This window comes from Methylomonas sp. DH-1 (assembly GCF_046097555.1).
Classification (GTDB): Bacteria; Pseudomonadota; Gammaproteobacteria; order Methylococcales; family Methylomonadaceae; genus Methylomonas; species Methylomonas koyamae.
In genome coordinates this window covers 3,467,008-3,483,445 of sequence record NZ_CP143089.1, presented here as the reverse complement: position 1 = coordinate 3,483,445, position 16,438 = coordinate 3,467,008, and the positions used below count along the sequence as shown (strand labels likewise).

General features: G+C 56.3%; 15 protein-coding genes and 3 tRNA genes. 10 read left to right on the top strand and 8 right to left on the bottom strand.

Annotated features, from left to right (window positions below; translation table 11 throughout):
• Positions 1-4: 4 nt before the first annotated feature.
• Both dnaE and VXJ35_RS15805 read left to right on the top strand, forming a co-directional pair.
• Positions 5-3,493, top strand: a complete 3,489-nt coding sequence (dnaE, locus tag VXJ35_RS15810) for a DNA polymerase III subunit alpha (protein WP_064022303.1) — start codon at positions 5-7, stop codon at positions 3,491-3,493.
• 133 nt (positions 3,494-3,626) lie between these two features.
• Positions 3,627-4,283, top strand: coding sequence for a TIGR02281 family clan AA aspartic protease (locus tag VXJ35_RS15805; protein ID WP_064022302.1), 657 nt, complete (start codon positions 3,627-3,629; stop codon positions 4,281-4,283).
• Between the two features lie 56 nt (positions 4,284-4,339).
• Here VXJ35_RS15805 and VXJ35_RS15800 read toward each other — a convergent pair whose 3' ends face one another.
• Together VXJ35_RS15800 and VXJ35_RS15795 are read right to left on the bottom strand one after the other, a co-directional pair.
• Entirely contained in the window at positions 4,340-4,870 is a 531-nt protein-coding gene (locus VXJ35_RS15800; protein ID WP_064022301.1) for a hypothetical protein, read from the bottom strand.
• Positions 4,871-4,989: 119 nt separating this feature from the next.
• Entirely contained in the window at positions 4,990-6,171 is a 1,182-nt protein-coding gene (locus VXJ35_RS15795) for an OmpA family protein (protein WP_064022300.1), read from the bottom strand.
• A gap of 169 nt (positions 6,172-6,340) precedes the next feature.
• Here VXJ35_RS15795 and VXJ35_RS15790 point away from each other — a divergent pair, with 169 nt between their 5' ends.
• The 5 genes from VXJ35_RS15790 (at position 6,341) to VXJ35_RS15770 (ending at position 8,559) form a co-directional block, all read left to right on the top strand.
• Positions 6,341-6,784 carry a tetratricopeptide repeat protein gene (locus VXJ35_RS15790; protein ID WP_054758352.1) on the top strand — a complete coding sequence of 148 codons (444 nt, stop codon included), beginning with the start codon at positions 6,341-6,343 and terminating at the stop codon, positions 6,782-6,784.
• A gap of 7 nt (positions 6,785-6,791) precedes the next feature.
• Positions 6,792-8,189, top strand: a complete 1,398-nt coding sequence (gltX, locus tag VXJ35_RS15785; RefSeq protein WP_064022299.1) for a glutamate--tRNA ligase — start codon at positions 6,792-6,794, stop codon at positions 8,187-8,189.
• A 50-nt stretch (positions 8,190-8,239) separates the two neighbouring features.
• Positions 8,240-8,315: transfer RNA gene (locus tag VXJ35_RS15780), tRNA-Ala, on the top strand.
• A 20-nt stretch (positions 8,316-8,335) separates the two neighbouring features.
• Positions 8,336-8,411: transfer RNA gene (locus tag VXJ35_RS15775), tRNA-Glu, on the top strand.
• A 72-nt stretch (positions 8,412-8,483) separates the two neighbouring features.
• Positions 8,484-8,559, top strand: a tRNA-Glu gene (locus VXJ35_RS15770).
• 76 nt (positions 8,560-8,635) lie between these two features.
• On the opposite strand, the gene VXJ35_RS15765 is transcribed toward VXJ35_RS15770, so the two are convergent.
• The 3 genes from VXJ35_RS15765 to gshA are packed head-to-tail and all read right to left on the bottom strand — an operon-like array spanning position 8,636 to position 11,660.
• Positions 8,636-9,319 carry a DUF4336 domain-containing protein gene (locus VXJ35_RS15765; protein ID WP_064022298.1) on the bottom strand — a complete coding sequence of 228 codons (684 nt, stop codon included), beginning with the start codon at positions 9,317-9,319 and terminating at the stop codon, positions 8,636-8,638.
• Positions 9,320-9,347: 28 nt separating this feature from the next.
• Positions 9,348-10,070 carry a phosphoadenylyl-sulfate reductase gene (locus tag VXJ35_RS15760; RefSeq protein WP_064022297.1) on the bottom strand — a complete coding sequence of 241 codons (723 nt, stop codon included), beginning with the start codon at positions 10,068-10,070 and terminating at the stop codon, positions 9,348-9,350.
• A 3-nt stretch (positions 10,071-10,073) separates the two neighbouring features.
• Complete coding sequence (gene gshA, locus VXJ35_RS15755; RefSeq protein WP_064022296.1) at positions 10,074-11,660, bottom strand: glutamate--cysteine ligase; 1,587 nt, start codon at positions 11,658-11,660, stop codon at positions 10,074-10,076.
• A 237-nt stretch (positions 11,661-11,897) separates the two neighbouring features.
• On the opposite strand from gshA, the gene recQ reads away from it, so the two are divergent.
• The 3 genes from recQ (at position 11,898) to VXJ35_RS15740 (ending at position 14,826) form a co-directional block, all read left to right on the top strand.
• Positions 11,898-14,033, top strand: coding sequence for a DNA helicase RecQ (gene recQ / locus VXJ35_RS15750; RefSeq protein WP_064022295.1), 2,136 nt, complete (start codon positions 11,898-11,900; stop codon positions 14,031-14,033).
• A 281-nt stretch (positions 14,034-14,314) separates the two neighbouring features.
• Positions 14,315-14,548: an addiction module protein gene (locus VXJ35_RS15745; RefSeq protein ID WP_064022294.1), complete on the top strand. Its 234-nt coding sequence runs from the start codon at positions 14,315-14,317 to the stop codon at positions 14,546-14,548.
• Positions 14,533-14,826, top strand: a complete 294-nt coding sequence (locus VXJ35_RS15740) for a type II toxin-antitoxin system RelE/ParE family toxin (RefSeq protein WP_082880956.1) — start codon at positions 14,533-14,535, stop codon at positions 14,824-14,826. The genes VXJ35_RS15745 and VXJ35_RS15740 overlap by 16 nt, the downstream gene beginning before the upstream one ends.
• Positions 14,827-15,042: 216 nt before the next feature.
• Here VXJ35_RS15740 and VXJ35_RS15735 read toward each other — a convergent pair whose 3' ends face one another.
• Genes VXJ35_RS15735 through VXJ35_RS15725 form a run of 3 tightly spaced genes read right to left on the bottom strand, consistent with a single transcriptional unit; the run spans position 15,043 to position 16,231 of the window.
• A complete protein-coding gene (locus tag VXJ35_RS15735) occupies positions 15,043-15,489 on the bottom strand; it encodes a DUF1249 domain-containing protein (protein ID WP_054758341.1) in 447 nt (148 codons plus the stop codon).
• 2 nt (positions 15,490-15,491) lie between these two features.
• The gene (locus VXJ35_RS15730; protein ID WP_064022293.1) at positions 15,492-15,896 is read right to left on the bottom strand and encodes a 6-carboxytetrahydropterin synthase; all 405 of its coding nucleotides are present in this window, start codon (positions 15,894-15,896) and stop codon (positions 15,492-15,494) included.
• A gap of 35 nt (positions 15,897-15,931) precedes the next feature.
• Complete coding sequence (locus VXJ35_RS15725) at positions 15,932-16,231, bottom strand: PilZ domain-containing protein (RefSeq protein WP_064022292.1); 300 nt, start codon at positions 16,229-16,231, stop codon at positions 15,932-15,934.
• Between the last annotated feature and the right edge of the window lie 207 nt (positions 16,232-16,438).

Genomic DNA, 16,438 nt, shown 5'->3' with positions numbered 1-16,438 from the left:
GCCGATGAATCCGAACTTCGTCCATCTCCGCATCCACACCGAGTTCTCGCTGGTCGACGGTATCGTCCGCATCAAGCCGCTGGTAAAAAAACTCGGCGAATACCAAATGCCGGCTGCCGCCATTACCGAACAGAGCAATCTGTTTTCGTTGGTCAAATTCTATAAGGCCGCCCAGGGTGCTGGCATCAAGCCGATTGCCGGCGCCGACGTTTGGATTTACAACCCGGAAGAACCCGCCGCGCCGCATCGCCTGACCTTGCTGGCTCGTAACCAGCCAGGCTATGTGACGCTGACCGAATTGGTGTCGCGCGGCTATCAGGAAGGCCAGCATCAAGGTATTCCGATGCTGCAGAAAGAGTGGATCGCCGAAAACCATGTCGGATTGATCGCATTGTCCGCGGCAATGCAGGGCGACATAGGCGCCGCGCTGTTGGCGGAAAATCGCGCACAAGCTCGAGCCTGCGCCGAGTTTTGGAGCGGTTTATTCCCGGATAGCTTTTATTTGGAATTGCAACGGGTCGGTAAGGCGGACGAAGAACGCTATATCGGTTTGGCGGTGGAGTTGGCGGCCGAATTGGACTTGCCGGTCGTCGCCACCAACGATGTGCGGTTTTTGAATCCAAGCGACTTCGACGCTCACGAAGTGCGGGTCTGCATTCACCAGGGCCGGGTGCTGGACGATAGCCGGCGGCCGAAAGACTATACCAATCAGCAATATCTGCGCAGCGCCGAGGAAATGGCCGAGCTGTTCGCCGATATCCCGGAAGCGTTGCAAAACAGCGTCGAAATCGCCAAACGTTGCACCGTCGAATTGCGACTGGGCGAAAACTTCCTGCCCGATTTCGAGGTGCCGGAAGGCATGACGCTGGCCGACTATTTCAAGCAAGCCTCGCGCGAAGGATTGGAGGAGCGCCTGCAGCAGCATCCGCCGGTCGGCAAGGGCAGCTTCGAGGAGAATCGCAAGGTTTACGACGAGCGTCTGGAAATCGAGCTGAACGTCATCGTGCAGATGGGTTTTCCCGGCTACTTTATGATCGTCGCCGACTTTATCCAGTGGGCCAAGAATAACGATATTCCGGTCGGGCCCGGCCGGGGGTCCGGCGCCGGTTCGCTGGTGGCCTACGCGTTGAAGATCACCGACCTCGACCCCATCGAATTCGACCTGCTGTTCGAGCGCTTTTTGAACCCGGAGCGGGTGTCGATGCCGGACTTCGATATCGACTTTTGCATGGAACGCCGCGACGAGGTGATCGACTACGTGGCCCGCCATTACGGCCGCGACCATGTGTCGCAGATTATCACCTACGGTTCGATGGCGGCCAAGGCGGTGATTCGCGACGTCGGCCGGGTCATGGGCCACGCCTATGGCTTCGTCGACCGGCTGGCGAAACTGATTCCGTTCGAGATCGGCATGACGCTGGACAAGGCGCTGAAAGAAAGCCAGGAATTGAAAGACCTGTACGACAGCGAGGAAGACGTCAAGCAATTGATCGACATGGCTCGTGCGCTGGAAGGTATTTCCCGCAATGCCGGCAAACACGCCGGCGGCGTCGTCATCGCACCGACCAAGCTGACCGACTTTTCGCCGCTGTATTGCGAGCAGGGCGGCGGCAATCTGGTCACCCAGTTCGACAAGGACGATGTCGAGGCGGTCGGTCTGGTCAAGTTCGACTTTTTGGGACTTAGAACCCTCACCATCATCGATTGGGCCTTGCAGACCATCAACCGCCAGCGCGCCGCCAAGGGCGAACCGCCGGTCGACATTAGCCAAATTCCGCGCGACGATCAGGCCAGCTACGAATTGCTGAAAAACGCCCAGACCACGGCGGTGTTCCAGCTCGAATCTAGCGGCATGAAGGCCTTGATTAAGAAACTGAAGCCCGACTGCTTCGACGACATCATCGCGCTGGTGGCGTTGTTCCGACCCGGCCCGCTGGAATCGGGCATGGTCGATGACTACATCAACGTCAAGCACGGCGCCAAGGCCGAGTACGCCCATCCGCTGCTGGAACCGATCCTGAAACCGACCAACGGCGTCATTCTCTACCAGGAACAGGTGATGCAAATCGCCCGCGAGCTGGCCAGCTACACGTTGGGCGGCGCCGACATGTTGCGGCGGGCGATGGGTAAGAAAAAGCCCGAGGAAATGGCTAAGGAGCGGGAGAAATTCATGTCCGGCGCCGTCGCCAACCAAATCGACGCCGGCATCGCCACCTACGTGTTCGACTTGATGGAGAAGTTCGCCGGCTACGGTTTCAACAAGTCGCACTCGGCCGCCTACGCGCTGGTGGCCTACCAGACCGCGTGGCTGAAAGCGCATTACCCGGCCGCCTTCATGGCGGCGGTGATGTCGTCGGACATGGACAACACCGACAAGGTGGTGGTGTTGATCGAGGAATGTCGGGAAATGAAGTTGCAAATTTGCCCGCCCGACATCAACCTGTCCGACTTTCGCTTCACGGTCAACGACAAGGGCCAAATCGTCTATGGCATAGGTGCGATCAAAGGCGTCGGCGAAAACGCCATCGACGATTTGCTGAAAGAGCGCAACGCCAACGGGCCGTATTCCGGCCTCTACGATTTGTGCAAGCGCGTCGATTTGCGCAAGGTCAACCGCCGGGTGCTGGAAGCGCTGATCAAGGCCGGGGCGCTGGATTCCATCGACCCGAACCGCGCCGCACACATGGCCGAGTTGACCACCGCGCTGCGGGTCGCCGAACAGCACGGCAAGATGGCGCTGGCCGGCCAGAACGACTTGTTCGGGCTGGGCGTGGAAGTCGAGGAGAGCGACAACGAGGCCGACGCTTATTCCACCGTGGTCGAGCCGTGGACCGAAAAAGAAAAGCTGGAAGCGGAAAAACAGACATTGGGCTTGTTTCTTTCCGGCCATCCGATTGCCGAATACCTGCCGGAACTGAAACACATTACCCATGGCACGCTGGGCAGTCTGGAAGTCGACGCCGGTCGCAGCCGCGGCAAGATGGAAGCGCGCGTTGCCGGCCTGATCGTCGAAATGCGTACCCGCCAGACCAAGCAGGGCAAGATGATGGGCTTCGCCACGCTGGACGATCGCACCGGCCGGCTGGAGGTCGCCGCTTTCAGCGGTATTTTCGATAAATACCGCAACCTGCTGAACAAGGATACGATTTTGGTTGCGGAGGGCTCGCTGGCGATGGACGATTTCAGCAATAGCCTGCGCATGACCGCCGAAAAACTGTACGGCATGGAAGAGGCGCGCGAGGTGTTTGCGCGAGGCATTACGTTGCAGATCGATGCCGCCAACCCCGAGCTGCCGAGCGACTGGTTGGGGCGATTACAGGAAACATTATTGCCGTTCCGCGGCGGGCAATGTCCGGTCGAACTCGAATACCGCACGGCTGGCGATAAGGCCGCGTTGAAATTGGGCGACGAATGGCGGGTGCGACCGGCCGACGAACTTTTGATCCGGTTACGCCGGTTGTTGAGCGCGGAGAAGGTCGCGGTCCGCTATTGATCGCAGCGGTTTCTGCAACCGCAGTCTGCCGTAATCGACGCTAACGAACATTTGGAATTTGCCCTGATAGTGCTAGGCTGATTCGGTGTGCCGGGGGAAACCAAGCATCCGGCCGAATTCTTAAGGGGGAAACATGGCCGACTCGATTGGGTTTATCCGCCGCAGAGCCGGCGCCGTTTACCTGTTACTGTTATTGTCTGTTTTCTCCGTGCAGGCCGAGGCCGGGACAATCTCGGAAAAGCGGCGAACGCTAGTCGGCAACGCCGACCGGTCCGGCGATATTACCCTGCGAGCCGACGATAGCGGCCATTTTCGCGGAAGATTATCGATTAACGGTAGGGAGTTGCCGTTCCTGATCGACACCGGAGCGACCTTGACGGTAATACCGATGAAATTCGCTCATGAGGCGCGCTTGCCGTTCGGCAGGCAAGTCGATACGGCTACGGCCGGCGGCAGAACTTTCGACAAACTGACGGTTATCGACAGCCTGGCTATCGGCAACACTGAATTGAAGCACATCGAAGCGGCGCTGAATCAGCATCTGACCGAGATTTTGCTGGGTATGAATACCTTGAGATTCTTCAAAATGACTCAATCCGGCGACACGCTGACCTTGCGTTTGAATGAACAATTGATCGAGCAGAATCATCTGGAAGACCGGGTGGCAATGCCGCCGCCCTCGGATATCGACAGCCGGCCGCAATCCGATTATTACGTTTCGCCCAACCCGATTACCAAGTCGGTGGAGTGCGATGCGCAAAAGCATTGCGTCACCAAGTTCGGCAATTGACCGCTCGTCGCCCGCTTTCGGCCGATTTTTTCAAAGTTGGCTCTTCCATTAGAGTGTCACTTAAAACGGCCTTTTAACAGCAGGGTTTGCCAAAGGTGGCGGTCGCCGCGGCCGAAATCCGACATGCCGGCGGCTTCGCGTTCCGCTGCATCCTTGGCCTTGGCTTCTTTCAACACGTCGCGGTAGGAGCGGTTGACGCTCTTGGCGTATGCGTCTTCTTGTTTGCCGATTTCTTCCGCAATGGTTTTGGGCGGTTCCGGGTCGTAACGTTCTGTCAGTTCGTCGGCTAACGATTTCAGGTTTTGGCCGATACTCAGCAGTAATGTCGAGTTATGGGTTTTGTCGGTGTCCAGCTTGAAAGCTTTGATTAACTCGTCGCGCAGATTAAAGCCATATACCACCGGTTCGCCGTCTTTCTGCTGGAAATCGTAGGCAATGTAAAAGTCCAGCGGGTCTTTGGCGTTTTTGTCGAATACAAATTTCGCGCTTTCCATCGAGTAGTTCAGCGACTCGATAAATTGCCGGCGCGCGGCTTCCAGTTCCTCGAAAATAAAGTCGTCGCCGATCTGCTTGATAATGTATTTCATACGTTGCTCCTGGTTGGCTTTGCCTGTCTGCGTGCACTCGCCGGTTAAGTTGCGTCGCGGCTTGGCAAAAAAAAGGGAGGCCTGAGCCTCCCTTCTTGGACTACACGCTAAGGCAGCGGCTAGCGGTCGGTACGTTTGTACTCGACTCGGCGGTTGTAAGCGCGGCCTTCGTCGGTGTCGTTGCTTTCCACCGGTTTGGATTCGCCGAAGCCGACTGCGGTCAGGCGTTTGCCGTCAACGCCTTGTTTGATCAGTTCGTTTCTGACGGCGTTGGCGCGGCGCTCCGACAGTTTTTCGTTGTAGGCGTCGCTGCCGTAGCTATCGGTGTGGCCTTGAATTTCCACGGTCAGGCCGGGATTCAGTTTCATCACGTCCACTGCATTTTGGATCAGCGGGCTGTATTTGGATTTGATGTCGGCTTTGTCGAAATCGAACAGGACGCCGCGGAATGCCCAGCAGCCGTTTTTATCGACGATGGCACCCTTCGGCGTATCGGCGCATTTGTCGGCGCAATTGTTGACGCCGTCTTTGTCATCGTCCAGTTTCGAACAGTCGGCGACAGGCGTTCCGGCTTTGAAGAAAACGTTTTTGACGAAGTCGCTCATGCCGCGCGGAGTGCTGATCGCGTCGGCGGTTGTCGAGAAGCCGCAACCGGACGCGTCGGCGATGCTTTGCAGCACGGCCTGGCCGGCGGCGTCTTGGTCGTTGCCTACCCAAACCGTGTATATGCACAGCCGGTCGCCGTATTGGGCTTTCAGGGTTGCCGCGGTCGGAGCCGGAGAGCTTTCTTCGATACCGTCGCTTAACACGATCATGGCAATGTTGCCGGAGGCGTTAGCCAAATCGCGGCTGGATTCTTGCAGTGCATCGGCTAAAGGCGTACCGCCGCTGGAGCATTGCAAAGAGGTGATGGCGCTGTCGAAGCCGGCTTGGGTGTAGTTTTGCACCGGCTGGTTCAATTTGGTGGCGCTCCAGTCCAGGCAGGGGCCATAGCCGAAGCTGCGCAAGCCGGACATCAACGGAATGGACGGAATGGATTTGTTGAATTTGTTCAGCAATGCCTTTTCGACATCGAGCTTGGTGCCGCTGTAGTCTTGGGAATTGAGGTAAATTCGGCTCATGGACGAGGAGGAGTCGTTGACCACCAGGAAACTGTTGGTTTTTTGTACCAGTCTGCCCGATTTGACCAACGCATTCAGATCTTCGGCCTGGAACGGTGGGAAGTTATTGCTCGACTGGGTGGCGCAGCCGGATAATACCGCGCCGGCCAGTGCGGCCGTAATCATTAGGTTTGTTTTCATATCTCAAGTCTCCTGGTTGTTATTCTTGGGCGGCAAGGCTGGAGTGTTTGCCTTGATAGGCAAAGTCTAACATCAATCCCTTATTTTTATATAGTTCATTCAAATGGGCCAAGCGCCGTGAAATAATAGCGGTTTGGCCGTGCCATCGATTTTTTTCAGGGGGTATTTGATGCGTAAGTTGCTATGGCTGTGCCTGCTCATGGCTCAGATGAATCCGGCTTTTGCCGACAACATAAAACAGGCGGCCGAACAAGGCAACGCTTTGGCGCAAGCCAAGCTGGCGTCGCGATTCCTACTAGGCCGGGACGGCGAACCAAAAGACGAGCAGCAGGCCGCTCACTGGATGGAAAAGGCGGCCAATCAAGGTTTGGTCGATGCTCAAGTGGCGCTGGCGGCGATGTACGATCGCGGTTTGGGCGTTACCAGCGACCGTGACAAAGCCACCCAATGGTACGAAAAGGCCGCGGCCCAGGGTCATGGTACTTCTTTGGCCATTCTGGGCAAAAACGATGCCGCCAAGGGCAGCGTGCAATTCAATTACCAGGCGATGCGGCTGAGCGCGTCGCGCTCGATTCCCGGCGAATACGCTAAGAAATTTTTAATAACCCAATAATCCGATAATGAGTATAAGAACCCGATTTGCTCCGAGTCCCACCGGCTATTTACACGTCGGCGGCGCTAGAACCGCGTTGTTTTCGTGGCTGTACGCCCGCAAACACGGCGGCCGTTTTATTTTGCGGATTGAGGACACCGACCTGGAGCGCTCGAGCCAGGAATCGGTCAACGCGATTCTGGAAGGCATGACCTGGTTGGGCTTGGAATACGACGAAGGCCCGTTTTACCAAACCCAGCGATTCGACCGCTATAAAGAAGTGATTCAGCAGTTGCTCGATCAAGGCGACGCCTATTACTGTTATTGCAGCCGCGAGGAACTCGACGCGTTGCGGGAACAGCAAATGGCCAACAAGGAAAAGCCGCGTTACAACGGCAAATGCCGCCATGGCGTCTCGAATCCGAGCGGCGAGCCGGTGGTGCGCTTCAAGAATCTGGAGAGCGGCGAAGTGGTGATCGACGATCTGGTGAAAGGCCGCATCGTCGTTGCCAACAAAGAATTGGACGATTTGATCATCGCCCGTTCCGACGGTACGCCGACCTATAACCTGACCGTCGTCGTCGACGATATGGACATGGGCGTCACTCACGTCATCCGCGGCGACGACCACGTCAACAATACGCCCAGACAGATCAATATTTTGCAAGCTTTAGGCGCACCGTTGCCGATATACGCCCACGTGCCGATGATTCTGGGCCCGGACGGCGCGCGCCTGTCCAAACGCCATGGCGCGGTCAGCGTGATGCAGTACCGCAACGACGGCTATTTGCCGGAAGCGTTGTTGAACTATCTGGTGCGATTGGGTTGGTCGCACGGTGATCAGGAGTTGTTTTCGATCGAGCAAATGATCGAGCTGTTCGAATTGGAGAAAGTCAACGTATCGGCGTCCACGTTCAATACCGATAAGCTAATCTGGTTGAATCACCAATACATCATGAACTCCGATCCCGCTCACGTCGCTCGGCATTTGGCTTGGCACATGGGCGAGCGCGGCATCGATCCGGCGACCGGGCCCGCTCTGAGCGAGGTCGTCAAAGCCCAGCGCGAGCGCTGCAAGACTTTGGTGGATATGGCCAACGACAGCGTCTATTTCTACCGCGACTTTGCGGAGTACGACGATAAGGCCGTGAAGAAGAATTTCAAGGCCGGCGTCGATGACGTGTTGCAGCATTTGCGGGACCAATTCGGTGCATTGGCGGACTGGGAGGCCGATGCGCTGCATCAGGTGGTATTGGATAGCGCCGAGCGGTTGCAACTTAATTTGGGCAAAGTCGCGCAGCCGTTGCGCGTCGCCGTCTGCGGCGGCAGCGTGTCGCCGGCCATCGACGTGACTTTGAAGCTGCTGGGTCGCGAAAAAACCTTGAATCGGTTGGATAGAGCGATCGAGTTTATAAAAAAATTATAAATTCTCTGGACAAGGATCTAAATATCCGTATAATACGAGGACTCAACTACGGGGCCATAGCTCAGCTGGGAGAGCGCTTGCATGGCATGCAAGAGGTCAGGAGTTCGATCCTCCTTGGCTCCACCAAATAGTTGATTTAGTCCTAAGTCCCCATCGTCTAGTGGCCTAGGACACCGCCCTTTCACGGCGGTAACCGGGGTTCGAACCCCCGTGGGGACGCCAATCTGGCTAAAGCCGGTAGCCACCGGCAACCGCTAATCAAAAAAGCTGCAGAATTTCTGCGCACAGTCCTGAGTCCCCATCGTCTAGTGGCCTAGGACACCGCCCTTTCACGGCGGTAACCGGGGTTCGAACCCCCGTGGGGACGCCAATTCTCTTGATTTCTTCCTTCAGTGCGCTTTAGTTACCGCTGCATTGCATCGGTTTGTATCGATCCGCGCCGCAATTCAAGTCAAATGCCTGAATGCTTCTACCAAGTGCTGCTTGGCGTTCGCGTCAATGATTTCGCCGTGGGCGACGACAATGCGCCGCACATCCCAGGCGAGAATCCGTTGGGCACAGCAAGACAGGGCGGCTCGGTCTTTTATCAGCAGCTTCATGCTGCGCGACATCGCCAATCTGCGATAGACGCCAAGTAAGCGGGCGGCGATTCGTGTCGCCCAACTATTGTCGTCGCCGAAACAGAACAGTAAGTCCGTCAAAATCAGTGTGCCGCTTGGTTTATGAAACCACACCGTTTCATTGATAACCGGCAGTCCGTCGATAAACAGACTATCCAATTCAGCCGCCCACGGTGCGCAATCCGCTGCAGGGATAGTCGGAAAACCCGCCAAATCCGGCCGCTTACCGGCCAGCCCTGGAGCAATATATCCCCGTGCGTTGCGGCAGGTCTGCAGAAAAGGCAAGAAGAACAAGTGATGGCTTTTATTTGGCGCGATTACGTATTTAACCGGGCCGATTTCGGCGATTGCGCTGAGCAATTCCGGCGCGGGCGATATCGGTGAATGTACCCAGACTTCGCCGCCGGCCAGCTTGACGATAGTGGATCGGGTGGTCAACTGGAGCGGACCGAACTTAAGCGGCTGCCGCACATGCCAGATTTGGCCCGGAACCAATGTTTCCAAGTTCATCGGTCGATCCGGCCGCTGCTTTTCGGGGTTATTTGTCGATGTTGCCGCCGTGCAGGCCGCATTCCTTCTTCGCACTGTCCTCCCACCACCAGCGCCCGGCCCGCTCGTGTTGGTTCGGTAGCACCGGCCGGGTGCACGGCTCGCAACCGATGCTGATGTAGCCATGCTGGTGCAAATCGTTGTACGGTACCCGATAGGCTTCGATGTAATCCCAGACCTGGGCCGAGGACCAGTTCAGCAACGGATTGAATTTGACCAGTTGTTTGCCCGGACCGGAGAAACCGGCGTCGAGCTGTACTTCCGGGATGTCGCCGCGGGTATCCAGGCTTTGGTCCTTACGTTGGCCGGTGATCCAGGCGTCGAGCCCGGCCAGTTTTCGCCGCAGCGGTTCGACTTTACGGATCGCACAACATTGTTGGTGGCCGTCTTCGTAAAAGCTGAACAAACCCTTTTCCTTGACGAAGGCATCCAACTGATCCCGGTCCGGGCTCAAAATATCGATGGCGATGCCGTAATGTTTGCGGACTTTTTCGATGAAGCGGTAGGTTTCCGGATGCAGGCGGCCGGTATCCAGCGAGAATACCTGAATGTCTTTCCGAATGTTTATCGCCATATCGATCAACACCACATCCTCGGCGCCGCTGAAAGAAATGGCGATGTTGTCGAAATTGGCCAGCGCCGCTTTCAGAATTGTGCGCGGATTTTTGCCTTGCAGTTCGGTTTGGGCGGTGTTCAGATCGAATGCGGTCATAAATTAGCTCTGGGCGAAGTAACGGGATAAAAATTCGTCGAAGTCGAGAGTGTCGCCGGCTTCGATTTCGGCTTGTTTCCGCAGCGAGGTAGCGGCCAGTTCTTCGAATTGGCGCTGGCTGTCCGCATCCAGCGGTTCGGCGTTGAAATAGTGTTTGTGCAAGGCCGACGTATTGCTGGCAAAGCAGCCGAATTCCTGGCCGTTTTCGCGCATGCAAGCCAGTATCCTGGCCGACGGCGTCAGCGCCGGATTGTCGACCACGGCGAGCTGGTGTTGCAGGGCCAATTGGTAAGGGCGGTCCAGGCTGCCGCGGTCCAGCACGGCACAGATCGGTTGCATTGCGCACAAAATGTCGTGCGCCCAATTTTGCAGCGTTACCGGCGTGCCGTTACGGTTCAATTCCAGTCCGGGTTGGCGGCCCTGGTTGGCGACCAGCAATTGGTTGCTGTTGTTGATCTGAAATTCGTCCGGCCCTTGCGGCGGGCTGTCGTGCAGCAAGCAGTAAAGCAAGAACGCCTCGACGAAACGGGCCGTACTTTCGTCGATGCCTATCGGATTCAACAGGTTCAAATCTAACGAGCGCATTTCCACATACAGCACGCCGCGGCGTTTCAAGGCTAAAGTCGGCTTCTCGCCGGATTTGGCGATCTGCTTCGGCCGCATCGTGCTGTAAAACTCGTTCTCGATTTGCAGAATGTTGGCATTCAGCTGCTGGTATTCGCCGTCGACCTTGACACCGATCGCCTGGTACTCCGGGTAAGGTGTGTTGATCGCCGCGCTCAAGCTTTGCACATAACCTTCCAGCGAGTTGTAGTCGATTTTCAAGCCTGCCTGATTTTTGCTCTTGTAACCGATATCGCTCATCCGTAGCGAGGTCGCGTAGGGGTGGAACACGGTATGGTCGTCGAATTCCTTGAACTGTTGCATCAGTTGCGGCCGGCTCTTGAAAAAAGTCTTGCAGATGGCCGGCGAGGCGCCGAACAGATACAAAATCAGCCAGCCTTGGCGGTGGAAGTTGCGAATCAGGCCGAAATACGACTTGGAAATAAAGTCTTCCAGCGATAAGTCGCCGCCGTCGTAACCGTGCAGCGCCGGCCACAACCCTTGCGGTACCGAATAATTGAAATGGATCCCGGCAATCGCCTGCATGGTGCGGCCGTAACGGTGCCACAAGCCCTTGCGGTAGATATGTTTCATTTTGCCGATATTGGAGGTACCGTATTCGGCAATCGGAATGCTCAGGTCGCCGTCGATACCGCACGGCATGCTGGTGGCCAGCAGCATTTCGTCGCCCAGATGCGGGTAAACGAATTGGTGAATCTGGTGCATGTAATCCAGCGTTTGTTTGATGTCGGCAAACGGCGGCGTAATGAATTCCAGTAACGCTTCCGAATAATCGGTCGTGATATACGGATGGGTCAAGGCCGAACCCAATGCGCGCGGATGTGGCTTTTGCGAGATCGCGCCTTGTTCGGAAATGCGCAGGCTTTCTTTCTCTATGCCTTTCAGGCCTTGCTTGAGCAAGTACTGTTGATCGCGCGCTATCAAATATTTCAGGCGGTCGGGTAGGCAGCAGTAGTTCGTTATCATAGAAGAAAAGGTTGGCGCCGACGGCGGCGAGAGTTAGCGGGCCATTATAAGGGCTGGTACCCGGATTATTGAAATCGCAGCAGTGCTGTCCAGTCGAGATAAGGCGCGTCGCCGACTATTTCAAGACCGGCTGCAAGGACTGGCGCGCTCAGCGCTGCAGTCGCGCCGCCATCTATGGTGTAATAACGGTTATCAGTAACCGCTTATCCGCGCCAGCGAAGCTTCACCATTCGGCAAATGACCCATAATCCAGCGCTCGACACGCTCCGCAGCGTATTCGGCTACGACAGTTTTCGCGGCCAGCAGCAGCACATCATCGAACAACTGATTGCCGGCCGCGACGTCTTGGTGCTGATGCCGACCGGCGGCGGCAAGTCTTTGTGTTACCAGATTCCGGCGCTGGTGATGGACGGCGTCGGCATCGTCATCTCGCCGTTGATCGCGTTGATGCAAGACCAGGTCAGCGCGTTGCACCAACTCGGCGTCAGAGCGGCATACCTGAATTCCACCTTATCGTTGGAGCAGGTGCGCGACATTGAGCAACAGTTGCAAAACGGCGACTTGGATTTGTTGTACATCGCCCCGGAACGGCTGTCCAATCCCAGAACTCAAGCCTTGTTCAACCGCTGCAAGATTGCCTTGTTTGCGATAGACGAGGCGCATTGCGTATCGCAATGGGGCCACGACTTTCGCGCCGATTACCTGCAGTTATCGGTGTTGCACCAGCAATTTCCGACCGTGCCGCGCATTGCCTTGACCGCAACCGCCGACGAACGTACCCGCCAGGAAATCATCGCCCGCTTGGCCTTGGAACAAGCCCAAGTCTTTGTCAGCGGCTTCGACCGGCCCAATATCCGCTACCGGATCGTGCAAAAAGACAATGCCCGCCAACAGTTACTGAGCTTTATCCGCAGCGAGCATCCCGGCGATACCGGTATCGTTTATTGCCTGTCGCGCAAAAAAGTCGAGGAAACCGCCGAATGGTTGAGCCAAAAAGGCTTGCGGGCGTTGCCTTACCACGCCGGTATGGACCACCAGCAGCGGCAGAAAAACCAGCATCAGTTTTTGATGGAGGATGGCCTGATTATCGTCGCCACCATCGCCTTCGGCATGGGCATCGATAAACCGAACGTGCGTTTCGTCGCGCATCTGGACCTGCCGAAGAGCGTGGAGGCTTACTACCAGGAAACCGGCCGCGCTGGCCGCGACGGCTTGCCGGCCAATGCCTGGATGGCTTACGGCTTGCAGGACGTATTGACCTTGCGGCAGATGCTAGGCACATCCAACGCCGACGCCGCCCATAAACGGGTCGAATTGCACAAATTGGATGCGATGTTGGCCTTGTGCGAAACAGTCGGTTGCCGGCGCCAGGCCTTGCTCGGCTATTTCGGCGACGCGCTGGAGCAGGGCTGCGGCAATTGCGATACCTGCCTGGAACCGGTTGCAACCTGGGACGGCAGTCTGGCCGCGCAGCAGGCCTTGTCCTGCATCTACCGCACCGGCCAGCGCTTCGGCGCCACCTACTTGATCGACGTCTTGCTCGGTAAGGACGACGAGCGCATCAAGCAATTCGGCCACGACCGGCTATCGACTTTCGGCATCGGCAAGGCCCTCGACGAAAAACGCTGGCGTTCCGTGTTCCGGCAATTGGTCGCCAAATCGCTGGTAGAGATCGACTTCGAAGGCCACGGCAGCCTGCGCTTGGCCGACGCCTGCCGGCCGGTGCTGCGCGGCGAGCAAACCTTGATGCTGCGCAAGGACGTGCAAACCGCCAAGACCCGGCGCGATAAGTACGAAAAGCGCCAGCCGGGCGGTGCGGCGGACAGTGCCTTGTGGGAAGCGTTGCGGGCCAAGCGCAAACAGTTGGCCGACGAACAGGATGTGCCGCCGTACGTGATCTTTCACGATGCCACCTTAATGGCGATGGTGGAGGCGAGACCGCACAACCGCGAACAACTCGGGATGATTTCCGGCATCGGCCAGCGCAAGCTGGAACTGTACGGCGACGAGTTTTTGGCCGTTCTGGCCGAGTTCGATACCGCAGCCGAGCCCGGTTCCCGCTCCGATACCGTTGCCGAGAGCCTGGATTTGTTTCGCTTGGGCTATAGCGTGGAGCAGGTGGCGCGGCAGCGGGGGGTAACCGAGGATACGGTTTACAACCATATGGCGAAAGCCTTGGAATCCGGCTTGGTGGAACTGGGCGACGTGTTAAACCTGTCGCCGGCGGAACTCGGCGACATCGAAGCCGCTTTGTTGACCTTGCCGCACGAGCAACGCAATGCGTTGAAGCCGGTCTACGAACAACTGGCCGGAGCCTACAGCTACGGCATACTGCGCTGCGTCCGCGCCGCGTTACAGCGGCAGACTGGGTAGATTAGTGGGTTGAACAAAACCTTAGTTTCGGCATAGCCTGTGAAAATATCGTGGTGCAGAGACTTTGGGATGATCGTGCACGAAGATCAAAAACTAATTGAGATGCGGAAAATCAAACGGAAATTGCTAAATTGCGGTATCCCTGTGATATTGGCGTTCTTGGAGTTGTCGCATCTGAAATCGTCGGACTCAGCATCAGTAATGCCGATCCGATATTTTCATTCTCGGGTTTTTTTAGATTAAGCGTTTGATTTTTAACTAAAAGTTATACGGAGTCCCTCATGAGCACTATCTCTATTGCCGATATTCTTGAACTTCCGGTACAGCAGCGCATTCAGCTTGTTGAGCTTATTTGGGACAGCGTCGCCGCAGTACCTGAAGCCGTGGAAGTTTCGCCAGAACTTAAGGCTGAACTGGAATCACGCCTGATCGAGTTTGAGAGGAATCCGGAATCTGGTTATTCCTGGGATCAAGTAAAATCTCGCCTTAAAGATGGCTCATGGCGTACCGCTTGAAGTTTTCTGCTCGCGCATTACGCGAGACTGGCGAAGCCCAAAAATGGTACGAATCACAGAGTCCGGGCCTTGGTGAAGAATTTATCGCCGCTATGGAACTGCAACTAAAACGGCTGGAGCAAGCGCCATTGCTATTTGCCGAAGTGATTCCAGGTGTTCGCCGCGCACTTCTACCACGTTTTCCATTCGGCTTGTTTTATGTGGTGCGTGGCAATTTGGTTCATGTCTTGGCAGTATTACATGATGCCAGAAATCCGCATCGTTGGCCTAAAAGCTAACCATGCGCTCAAACGGATGCGCGCACCCGACCAGATTCTGGAGAAGTTTCAAAAGGCGAGGGCAGCGCATTAATGATGTACTCCACAGCCAGATGAGCAGGCACCATGCTGATTAGTCCACTGATGCAGCAACTCCCTGCGCAGATTGTCGCCCTCGACAGCATGCGCCCACCAGCTAGGCGTTGCCAAAACCAAGGTTTTGTGCGGGACGCTATATCAGGCTTGCGCCGTCTCGGTCCGTTGGAAGCGGTATTCGGTTTTCAGGCAATGGTCCAGCCATTTCTGCAGAAAATAGTTCAAGCGCCATTTGTAATCGCGGATTTCGATCAGATCGCCCGGGTCCTGGTAGACCTTGTCCACCGTCGGCCGGTCGTTGTCGCGGATGACTTCGGCCAGTTGGGCGTCGAGATAGATCCGGATTTTGACGGCCGGTACTAGCAGTTCGGAGCGTTGCTGGTTGAAGCAATGGGTCAGTTCTATGGTCAGCGTGTAGGGATTGCGTTCCAGAACGTCGAGATATAAAGCGGGCTTATTCTGCGTCACACCGATCGCGGCCCGGTCGAAAGAGCGCAAGTTCGGAATCAGCTTAAACAATTTCCGGTAGTTGGATTCGCATAGCTGTTCCAGGCAAAACGCGGTGTTGACCGGCTGCACCAGGCTCATTGTCAATCTTCCCGGTAGCAGGCGTTGGCGCTGGCGGTTTCCCACAGCACCACTTGGTCTACGTTGAAACCTTGCTGTTTGACGTACTGGTAAATCATTTTACTCAGCACCTCGGCGGTGGGGTGCTCGTCTATCGCCAGATATTGTTCGTTATTGGCGATCAGGGCCGGAATGATGGGGTCGTCTTTGTGCAGCAGAAAGTTATGGTCCAGCACGTCGTCGATAAAGCTCTCGACGCAGGCTTTGACGTCGGAAAAGTCGCAGACCATGCCTTGCGGATTTAGTTGTTCCTGGCGGATCGAAATACTGGCCTTGACGCTGTGGCCGTGCAGGTTGCGGCACTTGCCCGGATGGTTCATCAGGCGGTGGCCGTAACAAAAATAGACTTCTTTGGTGATGATATACATGGCGTGCCACGTCCTTGTCGTTATCTGTGGAATCCTTAATTGCCTTTGATGCTTTTGATCGAGGCGGCGATTTCGTAATTGCCGTCGCCTTGCTTGACGCTACGCACCACTTCGATGAACGCGGTCATCGGCGGCGTGATCGGCGTTTTCGGCAGAATGCTGACTTCCAGCGCCAGGCCGATCTCGAATGGGCGATTGGCGATGAACGAGACGCCGGCGCCGCTGAGCGTGGTGCATCTGCCGGTACTGACTTGATCCGAATCGGCGAGCCGGTAGGTAATGTCACAGTCGACATCCATGCGGATGTAATCGCGTTTTTCATCATGAGTCAGCATTGAGTTCCTCCGATTCGAAGTGAGCGTTGCGGGTAAGCGAACTATTGGCGGGAGTTTACTATAAAAAAATCCGGTCCAGGGCAGGAAAACACGGCAGCAGCGGCCGAGCTTCGGGTTTTGCCGGCTGGCTCCGGAATTTGGCTTGCCCGTGCCGGCTCGGCTTGGGATTCTGCGAGTTTTGTACTACGCACCGATGCGTTGGGAGCG

Excerpts from the sequence above, each read along its gene's own strand:
- dnaE (WP_064022303.1), top strand. The coding sequence starts at position 5 with ATGAATCCGAACTTCGTCCATCTCCGCATCCACACCGAGTTCTCGCTG.
- VXJ35_RS15805 (WP_064022302.1), top strand. The coding sequence starts at position 3,627 with ATGGCCGACTCGATTGGGTTTATCCGCCGCAGAGCCGGCGCCGTTTAC.
- VXJ35_RS15800 (WP_064022301.1), bottom strand. The coding sequence starts at position 4,870 with ATGAAATACATTATCAAGCAGATCGGCGACGACTTTATTTTCGAGGAA.
- VXJ35_RS15795 (WP_064022300.1), bottom strand. The coding sequence starts at position 6,171 with ATGAAAACAAACCTAATGATTACGGCCGCACTGGCCGGCGCGGTATTA.
- VXJ35_RS15790 (WP_054758352.1), top strand. The coding sequence starts at position 6,341 with ATGCGTAAGTTGCTATGGCTGTGCCTGCTCATGGCTCAGATGAATCCG.
- gltX (WP_064022299.1), top strand. The coding sequence starts at position 6,792 with ATGAGTATAAGAACCCGATTTGCTCCGAGTCCCACCGGCTATTTACAC.
- VXJ35_RS15765 (WP_064022298.1), bottom strand. The coding sequence starts at position 9,319 with ATGAACTTGGAAACATTGGTTCCGGGCCAAATCTGGCATGTGCGGCAG.
- VXJ35_RS15760 (WP_064022297.1), bottom strand. The coding sequence starts at position 10,070 with ATGACCGCATTCGATCTGAACACCGCCCAAACCGAACTGCAAGGCAAA.
- gshA (WP_064022296.1), bottom strand. The coding sequence starts at position 11,660 with ATGATAACGAACTACTGCTGCCTACCCGACCGCCTGAAATATTTGATA.
- recQ (WP_064022295.1), top strand. The coding sequence starts at position 11,898 with ATGACCCATAATCCAGCGCTCGACACGCTCCGCAGCGTATTCGGCTAC.
- VXJ35_RS15745 (WP_064022294.1), top strand. The coding sequence starts at position 14,315 with ATGAGCACTATCTCTATTGCCGATATTCTTGAACTTCCGGTACAGCAG.
- VXJ35_RS15740 (WP_082880956.1), top strand. The coding sequence starts at position 14,533 with ATGGCGTACCGCTTGAAGTTTTCTGCTCGCGCATTACGCGAGACTGGC.
- VXJ35_RS15735 (WP_054758341.1), bottom strand. The coding sequence starts at position 15,489 with ATGAGCCTGGTGCAGCCGGTCAACACCGCGTTTTGCCTGGAACAGCTA.
- VXJ35_RS15730 (WP_064022293.1), bottom strand. The coding sequence starts at position 15,896 with ATGTATATCATCACCAAAGAAGTCTATTTTTGTTACGGCCACCGCCTG.
- VXJ35_RS15725 (WP_064022292.1), bottom strand. The coding sequence starts at position 16,231 with ATGCTGACTCATGATGAAAAACGCGATTACATCCGCATGGATGTCGAC.